Genomic DNA, 19030 nt, shown 5'->3' on the forward strand with positions numbered 1-19030 from the left:
AATGCGCCATCGTTGCCGCTATGAGAAAAATCCTCATCTGTATGCAAAGCCTTCTCAACAAACCAGACTTTCTCCCTGACAATCTTTCGAAAAATGATCCCATTTGCGCTTGATTTAATCACAGTTGCTTTAGTCCGCATCGTCGGAGTGGTCAGAAGTTCAAAACCCTACATAGATATCTGACCTTCGCTAACGCACGGATGCGGACTGAAGTCCGCGGTCCAAATTGGTGCCCCAGCCCTTTTTCTAAATCGCTACTGGCGGGAATGGGTCTTTGATCCTTCGGATGGAGGCCATGATCTTTTCGGCTGCTTGATCGAAACGATCTTTCGCCGAACGGCCAGGATCAAACTCTTCTGGCTGTAATAGCGGTCCGAAGCGGATTCGCAGCGGAACTCCGAATCGGGGCTTCCTTCCTCGTCCAAGCGCTTCGAAGGTACCAAACAGGCGGGCTGGCAAGACTGGAACCCCACCTTTGCAGGCTAGGAGTCCGATGCCTCGGCGGGGTTCAAGAAAATTGCCATCCGGTGATCGGGTGCCCTCGGGAAACACCAACAATCCCTCTCCTTCTTTTAGGACATCGAGCGCACGACGCATGGCAGTGAGGTCGCTGCCACCGCGATTGTTGACCGGGACCGCATTTACACCACGGAGAATTCGATCCGCCGGGCCCCTGAACAGGGTATCGCGAGCAAAATAATGAATCGGCCGTCTGAACGAGACACCGATCGCAGGAGGATCAAGATAACTGATGTGATTGGCAGCGAGAAGAAACGGACCCCGCTCGGGAACATGATGATTCTCATAGTTCTCAATTCGAAAGAGAGAATCGAAAACCGCCATAGAGAGATTCCATCCGATACGGTAAAGGGGTTTGGTTGGGGTCTCCGGATACGTATTTGATTCTGCTCCCATTAGCCTAAATGCAGAATCAGCTGGCTGGATGATTGGTGGTGGAGACGCTGCCTTCAACGATGGAGCAGATCTTATCGATCACCTCTTCTAGCGAGAAAGTCACGGTGTTGATCCGAACCGCACCTTCCGGACACTGTAGTGGAGCGTTTTTTCGTCCGCTATCGGCTTTATCGCGAGCAGCGACAGAGTCCTGCTGACCCTCGTCGGAGCGACGCCGAATTCTTGTATCCGTATCTGCTTCAAGAAAAAACCGGAAGGGAGCCTTCGGAAAAACGACCGAACCTATGTCCCGCCCCTCCATCACAATTCCGGCAAAACTTTCTTGGGCGGCGAGTTGAGTATGCCAGCGTTGGTAGTTCAGAAGCTTTCGTCGGACAGATTGAATAGCCGAAAAGGCCGAAACGTTTTCATTCACGGTTTTACTCCGGAGAGTCTCTGAAGTGATTGATTCGTTGCTGGCTTCAAGAACGGCTAGATTGCCTTCGACGTGTGCAGAGAGATCGAGTTCGGAAAGGGCGATGCTCATTTCCTCACTCTCTTCAGCTCTTATGTTCCTTTCGATCAGAAGATACGTGAGGGCTCGATAGTGTGATCCGGTGTCGACGTGGAGAAAATTCAAGCGTGAGGAAACGCCACGAGCGGTCGAAGATTTTCCCGTGGCAGCACCGCCATCTATAGTGGTCACAACAATTTCAGGAGAGGTCTCGTCTGAGAGTGCGGGCATAAGGGTTGAATCAAGAGTTGGAGATTGATCGGAGACGAGCAAGCTCATCGAAAAAATTTGGAAATGTTTTCCGGCAACAGTCCGGGTCGTGGATTGAGATCCAGGGCCGCCCGTCACCGTGAAGGTCGTGGCTGGCTAGGATAGCAAAGCTCATCGCTATCCTGTGATCTTCATAGGTCTCAACCGTGAGTGGAGCCTCCTTTGTCCTCGCGGTTAGAGCGGAACGATCGGAAGTAATGGTCAGGCTGTCCATGTCCTCTTCTACGATCTGGCCCAGTTTGCGCAATTCATTGGCCATCGCAGAGACCCGATCTGTTTCCTGGTGGCGAGTGTGGGAGATGCCTCGGATCCGAGTGGTGCCTTCAATGAGCGGCGCGAGTGCAGCGAGCGTCAAAAAAGTATCCGAAAAGGCGTTGAAATCAGAATCGCTGGCAGAGGGTTGACCGATAAGGGTGGTGCTGACCGTTTGATCTTGTCTGTTTACGGTGAAACCAATTCTTTCAAGCACCTTGAGAAACTCTAGATCGCCCTGAAGGGACTGTTCCGGAATGCAGTGGACCTGCGAAGTTCCACCCACCGCAAGCGGAAGGGCAAAGAAATAGGATGCGGCGGTGGCATCTGGTTCGATCTCATATTCCTCCTTCTCGGGACCGGGCAGGCCCGGGGTCACGTCGAAAAGGTTATCGTCCTGAACAGCACGCCCGCCGAATTGCTGTATCATACGGAGAGTCATTTGGACGAAAGGTTTGGATACCGTCTCTCCCGAAAGCTCGAATCGCATTGAATGCGGTGCACGGGTTCCGGAAAGGAGAAGGGCAGACAGGATTTGGCTACTTTGGGATGCATCGACAACGAGAGTTTTCTTGGACCATCCGTTTGCCCGAAGGATGAAAGGAAAGAATCCGCTTCTGCCTTTGAACTGAACGTCACTACCGAGCGATTGGAGGCTATCGAGTAATCCTACCATCGGTCGCTCTCGCATCGCATCAGATCCATCGAAGAAAAACTCTCCTCGAGGCAGAAGGGAGAGAACCGCCGGAAGAAACCGCGCCACAGTTCCGGCGTTTTCGACAAAAAGATTGGCTTCTTTCGACCGAACAGGTTCCGCACCTCCTTCAATGACAACTGTACCTTTGGAGGGTTCGGTAACAGAAACCCCCAATTCACCGAAGCAATTCCGCATTACTTCTGTATCCTGACTGTGCAGGAGGTTTTTCAACGTGACCGTTTTCTCAGATAACAGGGCAAGAATCAGTGCCCGGTTTGAAATGCTTTTTGAACCGGGAACTCTTGCAACGGCGTTTACCGCCCTCCGAAACGGAATGACGGGGAGATCACTCATCCGTTTTTTCTATGCCTTCCAGTAATTTGCGGAACGACCTTCCATGCTTCAAAAATTCTACCAAACTATCGCGATCGGAATGTTCGAGCGCATCACGGAACTCATTGAGGACGGTTGACGCTGATGAGATCGCACCAAGAACTGCCTCTCGGTTTTCAAGAAATATAGCACTCCACAGTTGTGGGTCTCCAGCAGCGATTCGCGTTGTGTCCTTGAGGCCTTCACCCGCACTTTCCAGCCATTTTCGCGGTGACGATTGTAGCGTCTTCGAAAGAGAGGCTGCAATTGCATGGGGTAGATGACTCATGTGTGCAACGAGTTGGTCATGTTCTTCCGGGGAGCATTGGAAAAGATTCATGCCGACCTGTTTCCAAAGAGACCCTATGGTTTCGGCGGCATCAAGGTGAGCTTCTCCTGGAGTTAGGATACAGGTCTTTCCCTGAAACAAATCCGCGGAGGCAAATCGAAGGCCGGATTTTTCTGAACCTGCCATTGGATGGGATCCAATAAATGTAGGCCCCGTTCCGGGCGGAAAAATTTTGTTTCCGGCTTCGCAGATCCGTTTTTTTGTGCTTCCGACATCAGTGATTAAACAGGTTTTTTTGCACGCCGAAGAAACCTCCTCCATCAGTGGAGGAATCTGATCTACAGGTCCGCAGAGAAAGATGAGATCAGAAGCCTCACAGGCGCTCTTGGGATTGTCGAAGACATCGTCGCACCAAGATGCGCTTTCGCAGGCCTCGCGGGTGGATGCACTCGGAGACCATGCGAAAATGGTTTCAGCGATGCGGTGTTTGCGGAGCGCCAAGCCAAGCGATCCTCCCAGAAGACCGACTCCCAAGACCGTCGCTGTGTCAAAGGTGCTCATTTACAGAACCTAGGATAGTGAAAAGGCTTTGGGCAATCCTGCGCTCGCAAATTCTTCAGATCGGTAAAAGGTTGAATCCAATGCTCGGCTGTTAGTTAATGCGGGCAATTACCGTAAGATGGCTCCTCACCGCAGACGTCCCTCCCCGACTCGTATCAATTGGCTAATTGTTTCAATTTTTGCGATCGTGATCATTGGTCTATTTTTCCTGCTGTCCAGCTTCGGACCGCGGCCAGCTGGAACGAATAGCAATGAGCGAATTTCCGATCAGACATCACTGGCGATTCTTGAACGAAGCGAGGAGCTCGAGCGGGATTTCGACTCCCGGATCATTGAAGGCATAGTCGATGGGGAAGACATGGATGTACTCCAACGTTCAATTGATTTGCAGAAAGAGTTTATCGCTTCACTTCCAGCGAGGGACTTTTCTGCAGAAGGCCGTCTTGAACGACTTGAAAGTAAGTTCAGCGAATACCAGGGAGAAATTTTAGCTGGCGAAGCGGAGCGGGTTGAGGCTGAAGCCAAGGCGGTTGAGGCAATTGATTCGGGAAGGGCTTTGGTTCTCTACCGGAGGGCTCTTGGCATTCGCGAGCAGCTAAGAGAGAATCATGGGACTAGTTCGTTCAACGATTTTGCACGTTTGTCTCGCCTGCAGCGCCTCGTTCAGCAGATGGATGTCCAGCCTCTCTACGAGAGGTCGGTTGAATTGGAGAGGGAAGGGGACGAATTCGAGGAACAGGGTGAGCTGGTGCTGGCGGTAGAGAAGTTTGCTGATGCAGCGGAAATACAGGAACAGATCAACCGGCTCTACCCCGGGCTTTCGTTGGCAAAACCACTACGAGCCAATCGCCTGCGAGAGAAAGAAGCGGAGGTCCTCTCCGGGAAGTTAAAGCGTGAAATTGATGACCTGATTGATGAGGGTGACGATCTGATTTTCGAGGGGTCCTACGATGAAGCATCAACGGTTTTTGCGCGAGCTCGCGAATTGCAGCGGAGCCTAACGCTGGAGTTTCCGAAAAGTCCCTATGCCTCCCGGTCTCGCGAAGAGAGTCTCCGGATCCGAAAAGACAACGCTGCAGGTTTTCAGGCCTACCAAAGAATGAAACGCTTGGAAGCGGATCTGAACGAGGCGCTTAACGATGGTGATTATGGAGAGTCAGAGAGGATCATCGGCGAGCTTCAGGGTCAATTGGATCAGTTTCAACTGCGCTTCTCCTTGAGCACTTTACCGATTGAGCCGCTCGTTCTTCGAGTCGCCTACTTGAATCGTAAAAAGAGGGACCTTAGGCGCATCTCATCGGCGATTGAAACAGATCTGCTTCCGATCCCTGGGGAATCCGGATCCCTCATGTATGCTTCGGAAGTGCCTCAATTTCTCTATGAACTAGTCTCCGAGACGAATCCGAGTCGAAATGTTGGAGGCGATTTACCGGTAGAGAGCGTTTCATTGCCAGAGATTGAACTGTTTCTGAAAAGGGCTAGCTGGGTGACGGCCAAAACGGTGCGCTTGCCTACCCTGAATGAGTTCCTCTTGGTGGCCGAAAAATCTGCTGAAATGGAGGCGCTTACTGTTCTTTCATCGGAGGCTGGAGAAAGTAATACACGTCGGGTTCAGGCAAACGATCCAGACGAGGATGGTTTTTACCATTTGCTCGGGAATGTGTCGGAGATGGTCGTATCCACCGTGCCGGGAGAATCGATAGTTGAGATTGGGGGGAATCTACGAATGATGGAAACCCAGATACGGGAACTAGAACCAGTTCCCCTCGATCGGGGTGAGCGGAATCGAATGGTGGGCTTTCGTTTCGTTGTCGACGAAGAGGGATTTCCTCTCAGCTTGGTTGAAGATCCCAGGATTTAGAGCAGAGGATTTCAGCCTGGCTAAAACAATTGCCCGCGTGACGGATACTTCGCTGAGAGAGTTTCTTCTTCTTCTGCCAAAGACAGAAACCCATCTTCATCTCGAAGGAGCCGTTCCCTATTGGCTCTATCAAAAGTATGTGCCCGATTTGCCAAGGGGTGCGAATCCGGTTGAAGACCCTGAATTTCGATACGCGGAGTTCGACGAATTTAACGAAAGACTTCTGTCTTGTGCGCTACCTTTCTTTGTGTCCCTCGAGCGCTACCGGGAGGCGGCACATGTTGTTTTTCGAGAGTGTCAGGCGCAGGGCGTCCGCTATCTGGAGGTGAGTTTCCACCTGGGAATCGTGATGGGAATCTCAAATTTGCACCCCGAAGAAGTGATTCAGGCAATTCTGGAAGAGGCACCTTCTGGGTTGGAGGTTAGGGTTTATGCGGGCCTCGCTCACAACGATTACAACAGCCCGCTCAAGGGCTGGATAGACGAGTCTCCAGAATGGAAGAGTCTTTTTGGTCTCGATCTCCACGGGCCTGAAACCTTGCCCTTTGAGGACTGGACGGCAGAAGTTTGGAGAGTAAACCGCGAACAGGGTAAGTCGAACCGGGCGCATGCGGGTGAGTTTCGAGGAGCCGATTTTGTTGAGACCGTGGTCCGGGATCTACAAGTGAAAAGGGTGGCACACGGAGTTCGCGCAATCGAGAATCCGGCGACCGTCGCTTTGGTGAAGGAGGAGGGTGTCACTTTCGACGTCTGCCCGATTAGCAACTGGAAACTGAGGGTTGGCTCGATCGAGCGAATGTCCGATCATCCAGTTCGGAAGCTATTCGACGAAGGAGTCCGGGTCACGATCAGCACCGACGACCCTACCTTTTTTGGAAATTGCTTAATCGATGACTATGAAATGCTCTACAAGCATTGTGGGTTTTCGCGGAGTGAACTCGTTCAAATCGCCCGAAACGGCTTCGAAGTCGCTGACCTTTCGTTTTCTCAGAAAGCCTCATTCGAGCTTGAACTGGACAGAATTGAGGACGGGCTTGAAGGTTAGATCAAGAAGTGCGAGGAAGGGCGAGCAATCGCTCGCACTATGGGAACCGCTACTTCTGGATCTGAACGAGGAATCTTAGAGCGGCTAAATATCCTTCCGGACCCATGCCGGCCAGAACAGCGGAGCAGGCACCCGCCGTAACCGAGCGATGACGAAATTCTTCCCGGCTATGGATATTCGATAAGTGGACCTCAACCACGGAAAGTCCCGTGGATGCGATTGCGTCCCGAAGAGCAACGCTTGTATGTGTAAACCCACCCGGATTGATGATAACTCCCGCGAAACCAGCATCTGTCCACCTCTCTAGTTGATCAATCAACTCTCCTTCGTGGTTGGATTGGAAACACTCAGCAGCGGCACCAAGCCTCTCGGCTTCGATTCGGAAAGCTTCTTCAATCCGGTCCAGAGTAATGCTTCCATAGACATCGGGTTCTCGAATTCCCAGCCGTCCGAGATTGGGACCGTTCATCAGCCCGATAGAGCACGAAGTTGCCATGTGGAGAGTTAATGTTCCAAATTTTGATTAGACGAGCGGATTTTTAAGTCTTGGCGAGATGAGATTCAACGCTTCTCGAATTGTGTGAATCAAGCCAGCTTCGTGGTTCGATCCCTTTCGTTTTAACTGTCGACGAAGCAGATAGATCGAGCCGTTTTATCAAATTGGGCAGTCGGTTTCGACAAACTCCCAGGGGAGGCCGAAGTATTCGGCGGCTTCCTCTGCTAGTGCCCTTACGCCGAAAGTCTCGGTTCGATAATGGCCACAGAGAAACAGATTGAGCCGTTCTTCCTGAGCGATGTTGAAGAAGTGTTGCTTCAATTCTCCGGTGATGAGCGTGTCGACGCCGATCTCAGAAAGGTGCTCCACTGCGCTTGAGCCACTGCCGGTAAGGATAGCGACCTTCCCGGGATTCTCCGAACCTTCTTCTATCGCGATCACATGGCTTGGGAAGAGCTGTTCCAGCCTCGACCGCAGCTGTTGACGGCTTTCTGGGGAAGAGGCAACGAGCCCGATGGGTGTTCCTTCGTAAGGCAGAAACGTATCGATTCGGGTAAGGCCTAGCGCTTTTGCGAGAAGAGCATTGTTTCCGATCTCGGGGTGGCAGTCTAGAGGAAGATGGCTTCCGTAGACCGCCAGATTGTTTTCGAGTGCGAGGCGGGTTTTACGATAGTGCGGCCCGGTAATAGGAATCGGTGCTACCCAGTACAGTCCGTGATGAACGATCAAGAAATCGATATTTCTCTCGGCTGCTAAGCGGAAGGGAACCTCTCCGGCGTCTACTGCAGCACCGATTTTTGTGACCGTGCCGTCATTCTCCAGTTGCAATCCGTTATGGGCAGGAGCGAAATCAACAATGTCGCGGCGGCGGGTGCGCCGATCGCAAAAAGAGACGACTTCAGAGAGGCTTGCCATACGTAAGGTGATTGCATGGAACCTTGTGGAAGGCAAGGAGGGGTATGGCTAAAGAGGGTTGGTGTTTCAGGCTAAACCTGCTACTTTCTCTCCCATGAAAAGTGCCTACGAATTAGCGATGGAACGCCTGGAAAAAGACGAACCATCCACCGAAAAAGTCTCTGACAGCCAGAAGGCCGAGCTAGAGCAAATCTCTCAGACCTATCGTGCGAAGATAGCGGAGAGGGAGGTGTTCCTGCAGGGAAAGATTGTCGCAGCCCGCTCGAAAGGTGCCTTGGAAGAAGTCGAGTCTCTGGAGAGAGAACTTCGAGACGAAAAGAACCGCCTTGAAGCTGAGTGTGAGGAGAAAAAGGACGTAGTTCGGAAAGGTTAGATTCCGTTTGATCCATGCCTATCTATGCCTACGAGGTGCTCGATGAAAAAGGCGAGGTGGTCGAGATCTTTGAAGCAGAGCAACCCTTGGGTGCAGAACCGTTGAAGCTACATCCAGTCACTGGTGAGCTTTTGCGCAAGGTTTTCACCTCTCCGGGGATCAATACCACCTACGCTGACTGGGATGGAAAGTTGGAATCAGGGAAGTTAACGAAAGCGGGATTCACTAAATACGAGAGAGACAAAACTACAGGGCGTTACTTCAAGGCAAACGTCGGAAAAGGTCCGGAAGAACTCGATCCCCATGCGGGAGATGTGTAGGAGTGGTCTCGCCCGAACTCCGATAGTGCGAGTCGATTCGCCTACATGCTTCTGTTTATTCCGTTACAAAGGAGAATCCGGAAAAGCTAGTGGTGTCGTTGCTTTTGAAATCAAAAGGATGAAGCTCCTGTTTTTTCCCATTTCCTGATTCTCTCCAAAAACAAAGGTAGTTCCTTCTCCACCTTCGCTGGCCCAATTCCCCTGATTCGAATTGCGGCCGTGACGTCTGGCGGCCTTTCCTTGGCAAGATGGATCAGGGTTTGATCATGAAAAATCGTAAAGGCGGGAACACCTCTTTCACTGGCAATTTGTCTTCGTAGATCACGGAGTTCTTCGAAAAGTGCCTGCGTTTCAGGGTCAGACGTTTCAACAATCTTATTGTTTTCGGAAGTCTTTTTTGGGCGCTTTTTACCTTTTGGCGTTGTGTCCCAGTCCAAATGGCAGGCTTGCCCGTCAAGAAGAACGGCGACCCCTCTATCGGTGAGATTGACGAGGGGATACAGGTCCGGCTTTTCCGTGCGGAGATAGTGACGTTTTTCCAGCTCGCGAATGATAGTTTGGATTCGTTTTTTTGGTTCATCAGTGAGGATTCCAAAGGTGGAGAGACCGCTGATGAAACTGGCGGTCGGACCTTCAGATTCGATTCCGAGCAAGCAATCGAGAATCTTTGCTTTACCGAATCTGGGTGCCCATGACCGGGGACCGGTGCGAAAGGACATGCGTGCGACGGCACTGAGGATTTGCCTCGCAACAAGTTGTTCTTCGGCGGACGGGGCGCGCAAGTCTGGATCCTCCCGGGAAGTGCAATAATCGCACTTTCCGCAAGGCAACAGGCTTTCTTCACCAAAATAATTGAGTATCCACTCCTGCCGACAGGTGCTCTGATCTTCGCAAAACCGGATAACCGACTCCAGTTTAAGCATGTCCCTTCTCCTCTTCTCGCGAAGCGCATTTTCGTCGAGAGGAATTTCCGAACCCTCTTTCTTTGGCTGGAGGATGCGGGTCCCCCTGAGTCTGCGTCCAGAAACATCGAAACGTTCGATCCATCCGGTTCGTGCCAAAATTCCAATAGAGGTCGAAACTCCCATAGGGTTCTCCCGGTCTGGCAAGTGATCGACGAGATCGTCAATCGTGAGCAGAACCTCATTTTTGGAGTCCGCTAGTGTGCGGAGGAGATCGTAGACTGCCCGTATCAGGTGAGCATCCGGATTGGCGCCTTCAATAAAAAATTCCTGGGTTCTGCGGTCTGCGTAGTTGTAGAGAAGTTCGCATTCAGCAGGGGCACCGTCGCGCCCGGCGCGTCCTGCCTCTTGGTAGTAGGCCTCTGGACTGCCTGGAAGCTCATGATGAATCACGAAGCGTACGTCCGCCCGATCAATTCCCATTCCAAAAGCATTTGTCGCGACGGCAACGTCGTATTCGCGGGCCATGAAACGGTTTTGCGCATCTTCGCGAGCACTACCATCCATTCCACCATGGTAGGAAATGACCGAAACTCCACGATCGGATAGAGTTTGAGAAACTTTCTCGACCTTCTTGCGAGTCGCACAGTAAATGATTCCCGTTTTCCATCTGCTAACTAAATTTCCGATAGCTTCCAGCTTCTCCTTTTCTCCGTTTACTCTCCGCACCCGGAAGGCGAGATTTGGTCGCGAAAAACCGGAGACGCGAATCACCGGATTGATCAGCCCAAGATGATCGGCGATGTCCTTGCGCACGATCGGTGTAGCGGTCGCAGTGAATGCAGCCACAGGAGGACGGCCGAGTTGTGAGACAACATCTCCCAGCCGCAGATAATCCGGTCGGAAATCGTGGCCCCACTGAGAGAGGCAGTGAGCCTCATCGATCGCAAATCGATCAATCTTGTGCGCTTTGAGAAGGTCTATGAATCCGTTGGCGCGGAAACGCTCGGGTGCGACATAAAGTAGGCGACATTCACCGGATTGGATCAGTTCGAGGGTTTCCCGCCGTTCCTCGTCTGATTGGAGGCTATGGAAGACGGCGACGGGCGCGCCTCGTGCTTTCAACACATCCACCTGATCCTTCATGAGAGCGATCAAAGGAGATACGACCAGGGTCATGCCTCTCGAGAGGAGAGCGGGCAATTGGTAGCACAGAGATTTCCCCCCACCGGTAGGAAGAACCACCAAAACGTCCCGACCCTCGATCATATCTTGAACGATTTCCTCCTGTGGACCACGGAAATCGCTGAAGCCGAAGAGACGGTTCAGTTCATTTGAAAGAGATAGGTTCATCAGCGAATGAGAGAGGACGGAAACCAGTGAAAACTTGTATAGTTGTTTGGTGGGAGCAAGAATGAACCTTTACCGATTCACAGAACGGTCATTTTCTTTTTGAGGCGCCCGCTACGATGACAATGAATACGCCCAATTCGGGTATAAGTATGAGGGATATCTTGTGGTAATTCGAAACCAGAATGGCGACGTGACTCATGTGAAAGGAAGCCGGCCATCCTGGGAAAAGAACTATGAAAAGGTTTTGGCCGCCAAGGCGAATACGAACCACAACCGGGATTTTACTCGAAGATATTCTGGAAGTGTCTACTGATCGGGAAACTTTTGACGTGTCTTGGAATCAGGGTTTCCAACTTTGCAGGATCTTCAGGTAATTTGCGCGTTCGATCGCTTCTGGGTTGGGTGTTTTGCGGTAGCTCATGCTGCCTCTGGCATCGTCGACCGAGGCGTATTCGAATTCCTCAAACCATTCAGCCATTTCCCGCAGCACGGTAGCCAGAAATGAGGGACCGTTTCGCAAAAGGGCGCTGACCAGCTGAACGGTATCAGCACCCGCCATGATTGCTTTGATGGCATCAGAGGCACTGTGCACGCCGCCACTGCAGGAAAGATCGATCGGAAATCGGTCGCGTAAAATGGCAAGCCAGCGAAGGCGAAGCAGGAGTTCCTGGCTGTCGGAAAGGTGAAGGGTTGTAAGGGTTTCAAGATTCTCGATATCGATATCCGGTTGATAAAATCGGTTGAAGAGAACGACGCCTTTTGCTCCGGCATTCTCGAGTCGGCGGATAAAGTGGGGGAGTGAGGAGAAGTAGGGAGAGAGCTTTACAGCGACCGGAATCGATATCCGGGCACAGACTTTTTCGACCGTTAGGGCCGCGTCTGCTTCCAGTGCTTCGGATGAGGTTTGTGCGTCCGTTGGCTGGAAGTAGAGATTGAGCTCCAGTGCATCGGCACCAGCCGCCTCGATATCGGCCGCGAATTCTGTCCATCCGGTTGGCGTTCGTCCATTGAGAGAACCGATTACTGGAACCGAAACCATCCGTTTGATTTCTGTGATTCTCTCAAGGTAATGATCGGGACCGAGGGTAAAATCGACATCACCGGGAAAATACGAAGTCGCTTCTGCAAAGGTCTCCTCATGACCATGCACGTGGGCATTCTCGCCTTCGATCCCAAAGGACAGCTGCTCCTCGAAGAGAGAATGCATCACGATTGCGGCTGCGCCAGCGTCCTCGAGCTCACGAACCTTGGAAGTGTAATCAACCAAAGGGGAAGCACCCGCAATCAGTGGGTGTTTTAGGGCGAGGCCGAGGTAGTTTGTCCGTAGTGTGGTTTCCATTACAGTGCGACTACTTGCAGGCCAAATGTTGGTAGTATCTGCGACGGCGAGAGAGATTTTTCTCTGCAGAAGAGTGGAGGTCCTTCGCTCGTTCCGGGTCTGATTGGAAGAGCATCCGGAACCGGACCTCGTTTTCGCTGTATTCACGCAGGGAAATTCTCGGGTCGCCAGAGTCGAGTTGTAGCGGGTTCTCTCCTTCGTCCGCAAGTCGGGGATCGTAACGAAACAATGGCCAATAACCGGACTGGACGGCTTTTTTCTGTTGGTCCACCCCTTGGCTTAAGTTGTACCCGTGTCCGACGCAGTGACTGTAGGCGATGACGAGAGAAGGTCCTTCGTAAGAATCGGCTTCCCGAAATGCGTTCAAGGTTTGGCCGTCTTTGGCACCCATCGCAACGGAAGCGACGTAGATGTGCCCGTAGCTCATCGCAACCAGGCCAAGATCCTTCTTTCCGCAGTCCTTTCCGCCGGACGCGAATTTTGCTACGGCGCCAATCGGAGTAGACTTCGAGGCTTGGCCGCCTGTATTGGAATATACCTCGGTGTCGAGAACGAGAACGTTAATGTTCTTTCCACTGGCGAGGACGTGGTCGAGACCGCCGAAACCAATGTCGTAGGCCCATCCATCACCGCCAACGCACCAAACTGATTTCCGAACGAGGTAATCTGCAAGGTGTCGAAGGGCCTCGGCTCTCGGGTCGTTTAGATTGCGGAGAGCATTTTTCAGGTCGGAGACTCGCTCCCGTTGGATTTTGATATCGAGATCGGTCGTTTGTGGGGCAGCGAGGATCGAGCTCACACGTTCATCGCCAAGAGAACCCCCAAGCATCCCGAGAAACTCGCGAGCCATCGACGACTTTTTCTCGACGCCAAATCGAATCCCAAATCCGAATTCAGCATTATCCTCAAAGAGGGAGTTCGCCCACGCGGGACCGCGTCCGTTCTCGTCTACGGTGTAAGGAGTGGTTGGAAGGTTGCCTCCATAAATTGAAGAGCAACCAGTCGCATTGGCGATGATTAGGCGATCCCCAATCAGTTGGGTGAGTAGTTTGAGATAGGGCGTTTCCCCACACCCGGCACAGGCGCCTGAGTATTCGAACAGAGGCTTGCGCAGCTGACTGGTTTTCGGGTCGAGGGTGAGTGAAGTGGTATCGGGATCGGGGAGCTTGAGAAACTCGTCATAGTTCTTCCGCTCCTGCTCGATGACAGACTGAAGCGGAACCATGTTGATGGCTTTTCGGCCAGGATTCTTTCGGTCTTTCGCCGGGCAGACGGTTACGCACAGGTTGCATCCCGTGCAGTCCTCGGGTGCGGTTTGGATCGTAAAGAGGAAGTCGTCGACTTCTTTTGACTTGTAAGCCGTCGACCGGAATTCGGGTGAGAGCTTTCCCGTGTATGATTGAGGATAAATCTTGGCGCGAATGGCAGCATGCGGACATACAAAGGCGCACTTCCCGCACTGAATGCAAAGATCGGATTCCCAGAGTGGAATTGATTGTGCGATCCCTCTTTTCTCCCATTGCGTCGTCCCGGTGGGCCAGGTGCCGTCAGGAGGAAATGCGGAAACGGGCAGGAGATCGCCCTTCCCTGCAAGCATGACACCAGTCACCCGCTTGACGAATTCTGGCGCTTCATTGGGAACGGGAGAAAGAATTCTCCTCTTCGAGGGTGTTGCATCCTGCGGAACGGCTACCTCATGCAGATTAGCAAGCGAACCGTCTACGGCAGCGAAGTTTTTCTCAACGAGAGGCCTTCCCTTCTTTCCGTAGGTCTTTTCAATCGCGGACTTGATCTTTCCGATTGCCTGCTCGCGCGGTAGAATGCCTGAGATCGCGAAGAAGCAAGTCTGCATGATGGTATTGATCCGGTCCCCCATCTTGGCTTCGCGGGCGACCTTGTAGGCGTCTACGACATAGACGCGGATCTTCCTCGCGAGGATGGTCTCTTGGGCCTCGATTGGGAGTCGGTCCCAAATGGATTCCGGGCCGTGGGGTGAATTCAGAAGGAAAATGGCACCGTCCCCTGCGTGAGCGAGAACGTCGTAGCGATCAATAAATGAGAATTGATGGCACCCGACAAAACTCGCGTTTTTGATCAGATAAGGGGCGCGGATTGGATTGGGTCCGAAACGAAGGTGGGACACGGTCATTGCACCGGACTTCTTGCTGTCGTAAACGAAGTAGGCCTGTGCAAAATTCTCGGTTTCGGAACCAATGATCTTAATCGTGTTCTTGTTGGCCCCGACGGTTCCATCGGATCCTAGTCCGACAAAGACTGCTTCAAAGCAATCGTCGTTGGTAAGGTCGAAATCTTGGTCCACCGGCAGGGACAGATGGGTCACGTCGTCTTCGATCCCGACGGTGAAATGGTTCTTCGGGTTTTCTGCGACGAGGTTGTCAAAGACAGCTCTCACCATTGCCGGGGTGAATTCTTTGGAACCGAGGCCGTAGCGACCCCCTACGACGAGTGGTTCCGAAACGCTTGAGTAGAGAGGGTTTTGTCGTCCTTCTGAGAGAGCGGATAAAATATCCTGATAAAGTGGTTCACCGATGGCACCCGGTTCTTTCGTTCGATCAAGAACGGCGATTCTGCGAACGGTCGCTGGGAGGGCCTGAAGAAAGCGCTCCACGGAGAAGGGGCGGAACAGCCTCACTTTTAGGACTCCGGTTTTTCGGCCGTTTTGGTTGAGCCAGTTGGATGTTTCCCCAGCGGTCTCAGCGCCCGATCCCATGAGAATGACGACATCCTCTGCGTCTTGGGCACCGGTATATTCGAACAGATGGTAGGAGCGCCCCGTGATTCGGTGAAACTTTTCCATGGTATCTTCCACAATACCGGGAAAAGCGTGGTAAAAAGTATTCGCAGCTTCCCTGGCCTGAAAGAAGACATCCGGATTCTGCGCGGTTCCTCTAAGGACTGGAGCGTCTGGCGTTAATCCGCGGGAGCGGAAAGAAGTAATATCACGCAGTGGGATGAGCTCGCGAAGTTCGCTGTCGGAAAGAGTTTCGTAGGTGTTGATCTCGTGCGAGGTCCGGAAGCCGTCGAAGAAATGAAGAAAGGGTATGCGGGAAGAAAGGGTTGCCGCGTGTGAAATAGCAGCGAGGTCCTGTGCCTCCTGCACCGAATTTGATGCGAGCAGTGCAAACCCGGTTTGACGGCAAGCCATTACGTCCGAGTGATCACCGAAGATCGAAAGTGCGTGAGTCGCCAGACTACGCGCTGTTACGTGAAGGCAGAATGGAGTTAGTTCTCCCGCGATCTTATAAAGGTTGGGGATCATTAGGAGCAGACCCTGAGATGCGGTAAAGCTTGTCGACAGGGTTCCAGCCTGAAGGCTCCCGTGGATAGCACCAGCAACCCCGCCCTCGGACTGGAGCTGGGTGACTTCGGGAACGATTTGCCAGAGGTTGGGCACGGAAGCGTTTGACCACTCATCACAATGCTCTGCCATGGGAGAGGAGGGGGTTATCGGGTAGATCGCGATGGTTTCACTAAGACGGTAAGCAACGGAAGCCACGGCCTCGTTCCCATCGTGGATGGAGTGGGTCGGTTTTTTCATGGGGTGTCGAAAAGGTGATTAGAAATTCTGAATAAAAAATAAATCTTTGACAAGAAAAACTTATAATAAGCGGCACTTTTTCTCCTCTTGCCGTTTCTAAGAAGCCGCGGCATCGAGCAACAACTTCTTGTCGAATTGGACGGATTGGCTTAGGAACCGAGCAATGAAAAGGAAAGATTGGACGGTGCTTGTTTTGGCGGCTTCCCTTGGGGGAACAGGATGGATTTCGGCTAAAGAAATTCAGCCACGTGCAGAGGATGCGCGGTGGGATTTTACCGCTTATTACTTCGAGGACGGTAAACAGGTCTCTGGTGGGACTTCCCGAGAAACGGTGGTCGAAGTCAAGAAGCTCGAAGGTAAGACGATCTACCGCATAGAACTGCTAACCGACTGGAGGACCCTTTTTGAAAGGCTGATGGGTGCAGAGATCGACCCAGATAGCTACAGCTATTATTGGGAGTATCTATCGGACGAGGGGTCTTACAATTTTTGGGAAGATTGGGAAGATCCAGCGCCACCCAGTTCACTCTCGGACTTCGCACTCACTCTGCCTTTCCCGACGGAGGCAGGGCACGAGTATGAGGCAGATGGTCTATCCTACGAAGTTCTTTCGGTTGATGAGGAGATTACGGTTCCGGCAGGCACGTTTGAAGCAGTTGTTTATCAAATGACCGACTTGGTCGAGGACGACGCTGACGCATCGATGCGAGAGAGGTACTATATGGCTCCACACGTTGGTTTGATTCGCTACGAGTACGACTTCATGGACGGTTCCGGGGAATGGGTTATCGATACCAGAGAGGACCTCTTTAGCTACTCGATGGCGGAGAACGAGTAACGAGGTTTTCGATTGCGGTCGGAGAATGGTCAGTCGAGCAAATCGCAAGTTCACTTTGAGGGTGGTGAAATGACCGAGTGAAGACAGTGCCTCTTGGACCTTAGGAGGTCACTGGTCCGAATCCCTTTCCTTGATCATGCTAAAAAAAGAGCGGGTTGAATTTATCCGTAAAAAGCTCGCGGAACTCTATCCAGAGACACCAGTGCCTTTGGACCACTCGGATCCGTTCACGCTACTGGTTGCTGTTTTACTTTCGGCTCAGTGCACCGACAAAAGGGTGAATCAGGTGACTCCTGGGCTCTTTGCCAAGGCTTCGACTCCTCAGGAAATGGTCTTACTCAGAGTCGAAGAGATTCGAGAAATCATTCGCCCCTGCGGCCTTTCACCCACGAAAGCAAAAGCGATTGCCGGTCTTTCGAGAATCCTTCTTGAGGAATACGGTGGGAACGTTCCCGAGACCTTTGAAGAATTGGAGATGTTGCCCGGAGTGGGTCACAAGACCGCGTCGGTGGTGATGGCACAGGCTTTTGGCCAGCCGGCGTTTCCTGTCGACACTCACATCCATCGCCTTGCAAAACGCTGGAAACTGAGCTCAGGAAAAAACGTGGTGACCACGGAGAGCGATCTGAAGCGCCTTTTCCCTCGTGAGGAGTGGGGCCAACTACACTTGCGGATGATTTTTTTCGGGCGTGAGCACTGCAAAGCCCGCTCGTGCGTGAAAGAGCAGTGCCCGATTTGCGGAGTTTTGTTTCCGAAGAAGAAGTAGTTCTTGGGGCCAGAACTCTCTGGTGTGAGGGTTATTCCTCGGGCTTAGTCTTTTTCAGACCGACCACGCGGTCGCCTGCCTTCCACTCGCCGCGCTTGCGAAGGAGCTCTACGCGTTCAAAGCGGGAAAGAACGTTGCGCTTTTTGAGGCTGGCGGATCCACCAGCTTGAAAACTACGATGCTGTGACATGACAATTTAGGAAAAGGAGGGAGAATGCCCTGAAAAGACTTCTAATCAAGCCTCTTTTTCGGCTTTGGAACGGCGCAGTTGGTCGGTCAAGGTTACCCTGAACATCTGCGAGGCCAGCCAAAAGACACCGGTTAAAGGAAGAGCGGTAAAGGCCGCGAAGCCCCAGACGTAGAGAGGAGTCTGGGCGGGCACAAAGGGACGAAGCATCACGGTCATAAAAACGAAGAAAGCCCCTGTGAGTGCGAGATCGATGAGGATCGTGACTGGAGAAGTTAGTTTTTTTTCAGACATAGCAGTGCGTCAAAGCAAGCGACAGGTCATCATTTTGGAGGAACTTTGACAATCGCTAAACTCGTGACTCCTCTACTTCTTCCGAAAAGTCCTCGTTGTAGCTCTTTTTTGGCGACGCTTTCATAATTTGGTCAGCGATTTTTTCATAGAAGTTTCTGGAGGAAGTGATGATAGCTGGTTCACCCTCTCGGTTGTAGAGTATGATGAGATAATCCTCGTATTTGTAGCCATGTGCAGAACCATTTCTGGCATTGGAGTCGTAGCGATTGGTAAAAGGCTTGCCCTCCCAACGCACATTTTCTCTTGGCGGAATCGTCACGGTGAAATTTTGTCTATTGAGAACCTTCATCTCATCTCGGGTCAGGACGCTTTCCCCAATAACAATGACTGTTCCCTCGACGTTCTGATAGGTGATTTCGAAATTGTCGCTGTAGAAAACGATGCTTGGTTCTAACGTAACAACCCGATCATCAGGATCTCCATCTTCGTTCAGGTCGTCGTCCCGTCCTCTCGAGAAGCCAATCTTGATTTCGGAATCACTGTTTATGTCGGGAAAAAGCCGGGCGTCTTCAATAGACTTAAACCAATCGATGATTGCAGTGCGAGTATCGCCAGAAAATCTGTCCAGAGGGACAGCGTAGAATTCTCTTCCATCTTCCCTGCGGATCGTAACCGAATCTCTCCCCACCATTTCAACGAGCTCAGCTTTGATGGTTGATCCGTCGATGGAGATCAAATCATGAACCTTGCCTTCGGCGATGAAGCTCAGCGAAAGAAGCCCTGCCAGCGACAGGGCGACTCGCGCGACGTACCGGCGGAACAACCATAGCAATACAGCTGGCATAGAGCAGAGGATAGACTAAATTTGGAGTTTGGGTCAACGTCTCTCGCTGCAGACGCTGGGCGTGTTCGTCACAATCCCGTTGCAAACGC

The 19030-nt window shown here is 52.1% G+C and carries 18 protein-coding genes; 6 read left to right on the forward strand and 12 right to left on the reverse strand.

The genetic code is table 11. The features are described from left to right. Window positions 1-246: 246 nt before the first annotated feature. From AAGJ81_11350 to AAGJ81_11365, 4 genes are read right to left on the reverse strand one after another with little or no spacing between them, the layout of a single operon-like run. Window positions 247-915, reverse strand: a complete 669-nt coding sequence (locus AAGJ81_11350; GenBank protein MEM0966734.1) for a lysophospholipid acyltransferase family protein — start codon at window positions 913-915, stop codon at window positions 247-249. Window positions 916-931: 16 nt separating this feature from the next. After that, complete coding sequence (cmk, locus tag AAGJ81_11355; GenBank protein MEM0966735.1) at window positions 932-1639, reverse strand: (d)CMP kinase; 708 nt, start codon at window positions 1637-1639, stop codon at window positions 932-934. A 10-nt stretch (window positions 1640-1649) separates the two neighbouring features. Then, entirely contained in the window at window positions 1650-2981 is a 1332-nt protein-coding gene (aroA, locus tag AAGJ81_11360) for a 3-phosphoshikimate 1-carboxyvinyltransferase (protein MEM0966736.1), read from the reverse strand. Then, window positions 2974-3849: a prephenate dehydrogenase/arogenate dehydrogenase family protein gene (locus tag AAGJ81_11365; GenBank protein MEM0966737.1), complete on the reverse strand. Its 876-nt coding sequence runs from the start codon at window positions 3847-3849 to the stop codon at window positions 2974-2976. Before AAGJ81_11365 ends, aroA begins: the two co-directional genes overlap by 8 nt. A 118-nt stretch (window positions 3850-3967) precedes the next feature. Here AAGJ81_11365 and AAGJ81_11370 point away from each other — a divergent pair, with 118 nt between their 5' ends. Together AAGJ81_11370 and AAGJ81_11375 are read left to right on the forward strand one after the other, a co-directional pair. Then, window positions 3968-5710 (forward strand): hypothetical protein, encoded by a 1743-nt coding sequence (locus tag AAGJ81_11370; protein MEM0966738.1) that lies wholly within the window; start codon window positions 3968-3970, stop codon window positions 5708-5710. 37 nt (window positions 5711-5747) lie between these two features. Then, window positions 5748-6755, forward strand: coding sequence for an adenosine deaminase (locus AAGJ81_11375; GenBank protein MEM0966739.1), 1008 nt, complete (start codon window positions 5748-5750; stop codon window positions 6753-6755). Between the two features lie 49 nt (window positions 6756-6804). Here the strand turns inward: AAGJ81_11375 and aroQ are convergent, their stop codons facing one another. Together aroQ and AAGJ81_11385 are read right to left on the reverse strand one after the other, a co-directional pair. Next, window positions 6805-7251 carry a type II 3-dehydroquinate dehydratase gene (aroQ, locus tag AAGJ81_11380; GenBank protein ID MEM0966740.1) on the reverse strand — a complete coding sequence of 149 codons (447 nt, stop codon included), beginning with the start codon at window positions 7249-7251 and terminating at the stop codon, window positions 6805-6807. 159 nt (window positions 7252-7410) lie between these two features. Beyond that, a complete protein-coding gene (locus tag AAGJ81_11385; GenBank protein ID MEM0966741.1) occupies window positions 7411-8166 on the reverse strand; it encodes a Nif3-like dinuclear metal center hexameric protein in 756 nt (251 codons plus the stop codon). Between the two features lie 61 nt (window positions 8167-8227). Between AAGJ81_11385 and AAGJ81_11390 the strand changes: the two genes are divergently transcribed. Both AAGJ81_11390 and AAGJ81_11395 read left to right on the forward strand, forming a co-directional pair. After that, complete coding sequence (locus AAGJ81_11390; protein ID MEM0966742.1) at window positions 8228-8539, forward strand: hypothetical protein; 312 nt, start codon at window positions 8228-8230, stop codon at window positions 8537-8539. A 14-nt stretch (window positions 8540-8553) separates the two neighbouring features. Beyond that, entirely contained in the window at window positions 8554-8859 is a 306-nt protein-coding gene (locus AAGJ81_11395) for an FmdB family transcriptional regulator (GenBank protein ID MEM0966743.1), read from the forward strand. A 110-nt stretch (window positions 8860-8969) separates the two neighbouring features. Here AAGJ81_11395 and AAGJ81_11400 read toward each other — a convergent pair whose 3' ends face one another. From AAGJ81_11400 to nifJ, 3 genes are all read right to left on the reverse strand, one after another. Beyond that, complete coding sequence (locus AAGJ81_11400; GenBank protein MEM0966744.1) at window positions 8970-11114, reverse strand: ATP-dependent DNA helicase RecQ; 2145 nt, start codon at window positions 11112-11114, stop codon at window positions 8970-8972. 340 nt (window positions 11115-11454) lie between these two features. Continuing rightward, window positions 11455-12453, reverse strand: a complete 999-nt coding sequence (locus AAGJ81_11405) for a dihydroorotate dehydrogenase-like protein (protein ID MEM0966745.1) — start codon at window positions 12451-12453, stop codon at window positions 11455-11457. 10 nt (window positions 12454-12463) lie between these two features. Then, on the reverse strand, window positions 12464-16012 hold the full coding sequence (gene nifJ / locus AAGJ81_11410) for a pyruvate:ferredoxin (flavodoxin) oxidoreductase (protein ID MEM0966746.1): 3549 nt from the start codon (window positions 16010-16012) through the stop codon (window positions 12464-12466). A gap of 163 nt (window positions 16013-16175) precedes the next feature. On the opposite strand from nifJ, the gene AAGJ81_11415 reads away from it, so the two are divergent. Beyond that, window positions 16176-16850: a hypothetical protein gene (locus tag AAGJ81_11415; GenBank protein ID MEM0966747.1), complete on the forward strand. Its 675-nt coding sequence runs from the start codon at window positions 16176-16178 to the stop codon at window positions 16848-16850. Between the two features lie 136 nt (window positions 16851-16986). Then, window positions 16987-17616, forward strand: coding sequence for an endonuclease III (gene nth, locus AAGJ81_11420; GenBank protein MEM0966748.1), 630 nt, complete (start codon window positions 16987-16989; stop codon window positions 17614-17616). Between the two features lie 31 nt (window positions 17617-17647). Here the strand turns inward: nth and AAGJ81_11425 are convergent, their stop codons facing one another. From AAGJ81_11425 to AAGJ81_11435, 3 genes are read right to left on the reverse strand one after another with little or no spacing between them, the layout of a single operon-like run. After that, the gene (locus AAGJ81_11425; GenBank protein ID MEM0966749.1) at window positions 17648-17806 is read right to left on the reverse strand and encodes a small basic protein; all 159 of its coding nucleotides are present in this window, start codon (window positions 17804-17806) and stop codon (window positions 17648-17650) included. Between the two features lie 45 nt (window positions 17807-17851). Then, window positions 17852-18097: a hypothetical protein gene (locus tag AAGJ81_11430; protein MEM0966750.1), complete on the reverse strand. Its 246-nt coding sequence runs from the start codon at window positions 18095-18097 to the stop codon at window positions 17852-17854. A 55-nt stretch (window positions 18098-18152) separates the two neighbouring features. Further along, window positions 18153-18941: a hypothetical protein gene (locus AAGJ81_11435; protein ID MEM0966751.1), complete on the reverse strand. Its 789-nt coding sequence runs from the start codon at window positions 18939-18941 to the stop codon at window positions 18153-18155. Between the last annotated feature and the right edge of the window lie 89 nt (window positions 18942-19030).

The sequence above is a fragment of the Verrucomicrobiota bacterium genome, assembly GCA_038744685.1.
Taxonomy (GTDB): Bacteria; Verrucomicrobiota; Verrucomicrobiia; order Opitutales; family Puniceicoccaceae; genus Puniceicoccus.

What these genes read in the sequence shown, in the direction of transcription:
- AAGJ81_11350 (MEM0966734.1), bottom strand. Translation starts at nt 915, where the DNA reads ATGGGAGCAGAATCAAATACGTATCCGGAGACCCCAACCAAACCCCTT.
- cmk (MEM0966735.1), bottom strand. Translation starts at nt 1,639, where the DNA reads ATGCCCGCACTCTCAGACGAGACCTCTCCTGAAATTGTTGTGACCACT.
- aroA (MEM0966736.1), bottom strand. Translation starts at nt 2,981, where the DNA reads ATGAGTGATCTCCCCGTCATTCCGTTTCGGAGGGCGGTAAACGCCGTT.
- AAGJ81_11365 (MEM0966737.1), bottom strand. Translation starts at nt 3,849, where the DNA reads ATGAGCACCTTTGACACAGCGACGGTCTTGGGAGTCGGTCTTCTGGGA.
- AAGJ81_11370 (MEM0966738.1), top strand. Translation starts at nt 3,968, where the DNA reads ATGGCTCCTCACCGCAGACGTCCCTCCCCGACTCGTATCAATTGGCTA.
- aroQ (MEM0966740.1), bottom strand. Translation starts at nt 7,251, where the DNA reads ATGGCAACTTCGTGCTCTATCGGGCTGATGAACGGTCCCAATCTCGGA.
- AAGJ81_11385 (MEM0966741.1), bottom strand. Translation starts at nt 8,166, where the DNA reads ATGGCAAGCCTCTCTGAAGTCGTCTCTTTTTGCGATCGGCGCACCCGC.
- AAGJ81_11395 (MEM0966743.1), top strand. Translation starts at nt 8,554, where the DNA reads ATGCCTATCTATGCCTACGAGGTGCTCGATGAAAAAGGCGAGGTGGTC.
- AAGJ81_11400 (MEM0966744.1), bottom strand. Translation starts at nt 11,114, where the DNA reads ATGAACCTATCTCTTTCAAATGAACTGAACCGTCTCTTCGGCTTCAGC.
- AAGJ81_11405 (MEM0966745.1), bottom strand. Translation starts at nt 12,453, where the DNA reads ATGGAAACCACACTACGGACAAACTACCTCGGCCTCGCCCTAAAACAC.
- nifJ (MEM0966746.1), bottom strand. Translation starts at nt 16,012, where the DNA reads ATGAAAAAACCGACCCACTCCATCCACGATGGGAACGAGGCCGTGGCT.
- AAGJ81_11415 (MEM0966747.1), top strand. Translation starts at nt 16,176, where the DNA reads ATGAAAAGGAAAGATTGGACGGTGCTTGTTTTGGCGGCTTCCCTTGGG.
- nth (MEM0966748.1), top strand. Translation starts at nt 16,987, where the DNA reads ATGCTAAAAAAAGAGCGGGTTGAATTTATCCGTAAAAAGCTCGCGGAA.
- AAGJ81_11425 (MEM0966749.1), bottom strand. Translation starts at nt 17,806, where the DNA reads ATGTCACAGCATCGTAGTTTTCAAGCTGGTGGATCCGCCAGCCTCAAA.
- AAGJ81_11430 (MEM0966750.1), bottom strand. Translation starts at nt 18,097, where the DNA reads ATGTCTGAAAAAAAACTAACTTCTCCAGTCACGATCCTCATCGATCTC.
- AAGJ81_11435 (MEM0966751.1), bottom strand. Translation starts at nt 18,941, where the DNA reads ATGCCAGCTGTATTGCTATGGTTGTTCCGCCGGTACGTCGCGCGAGTC.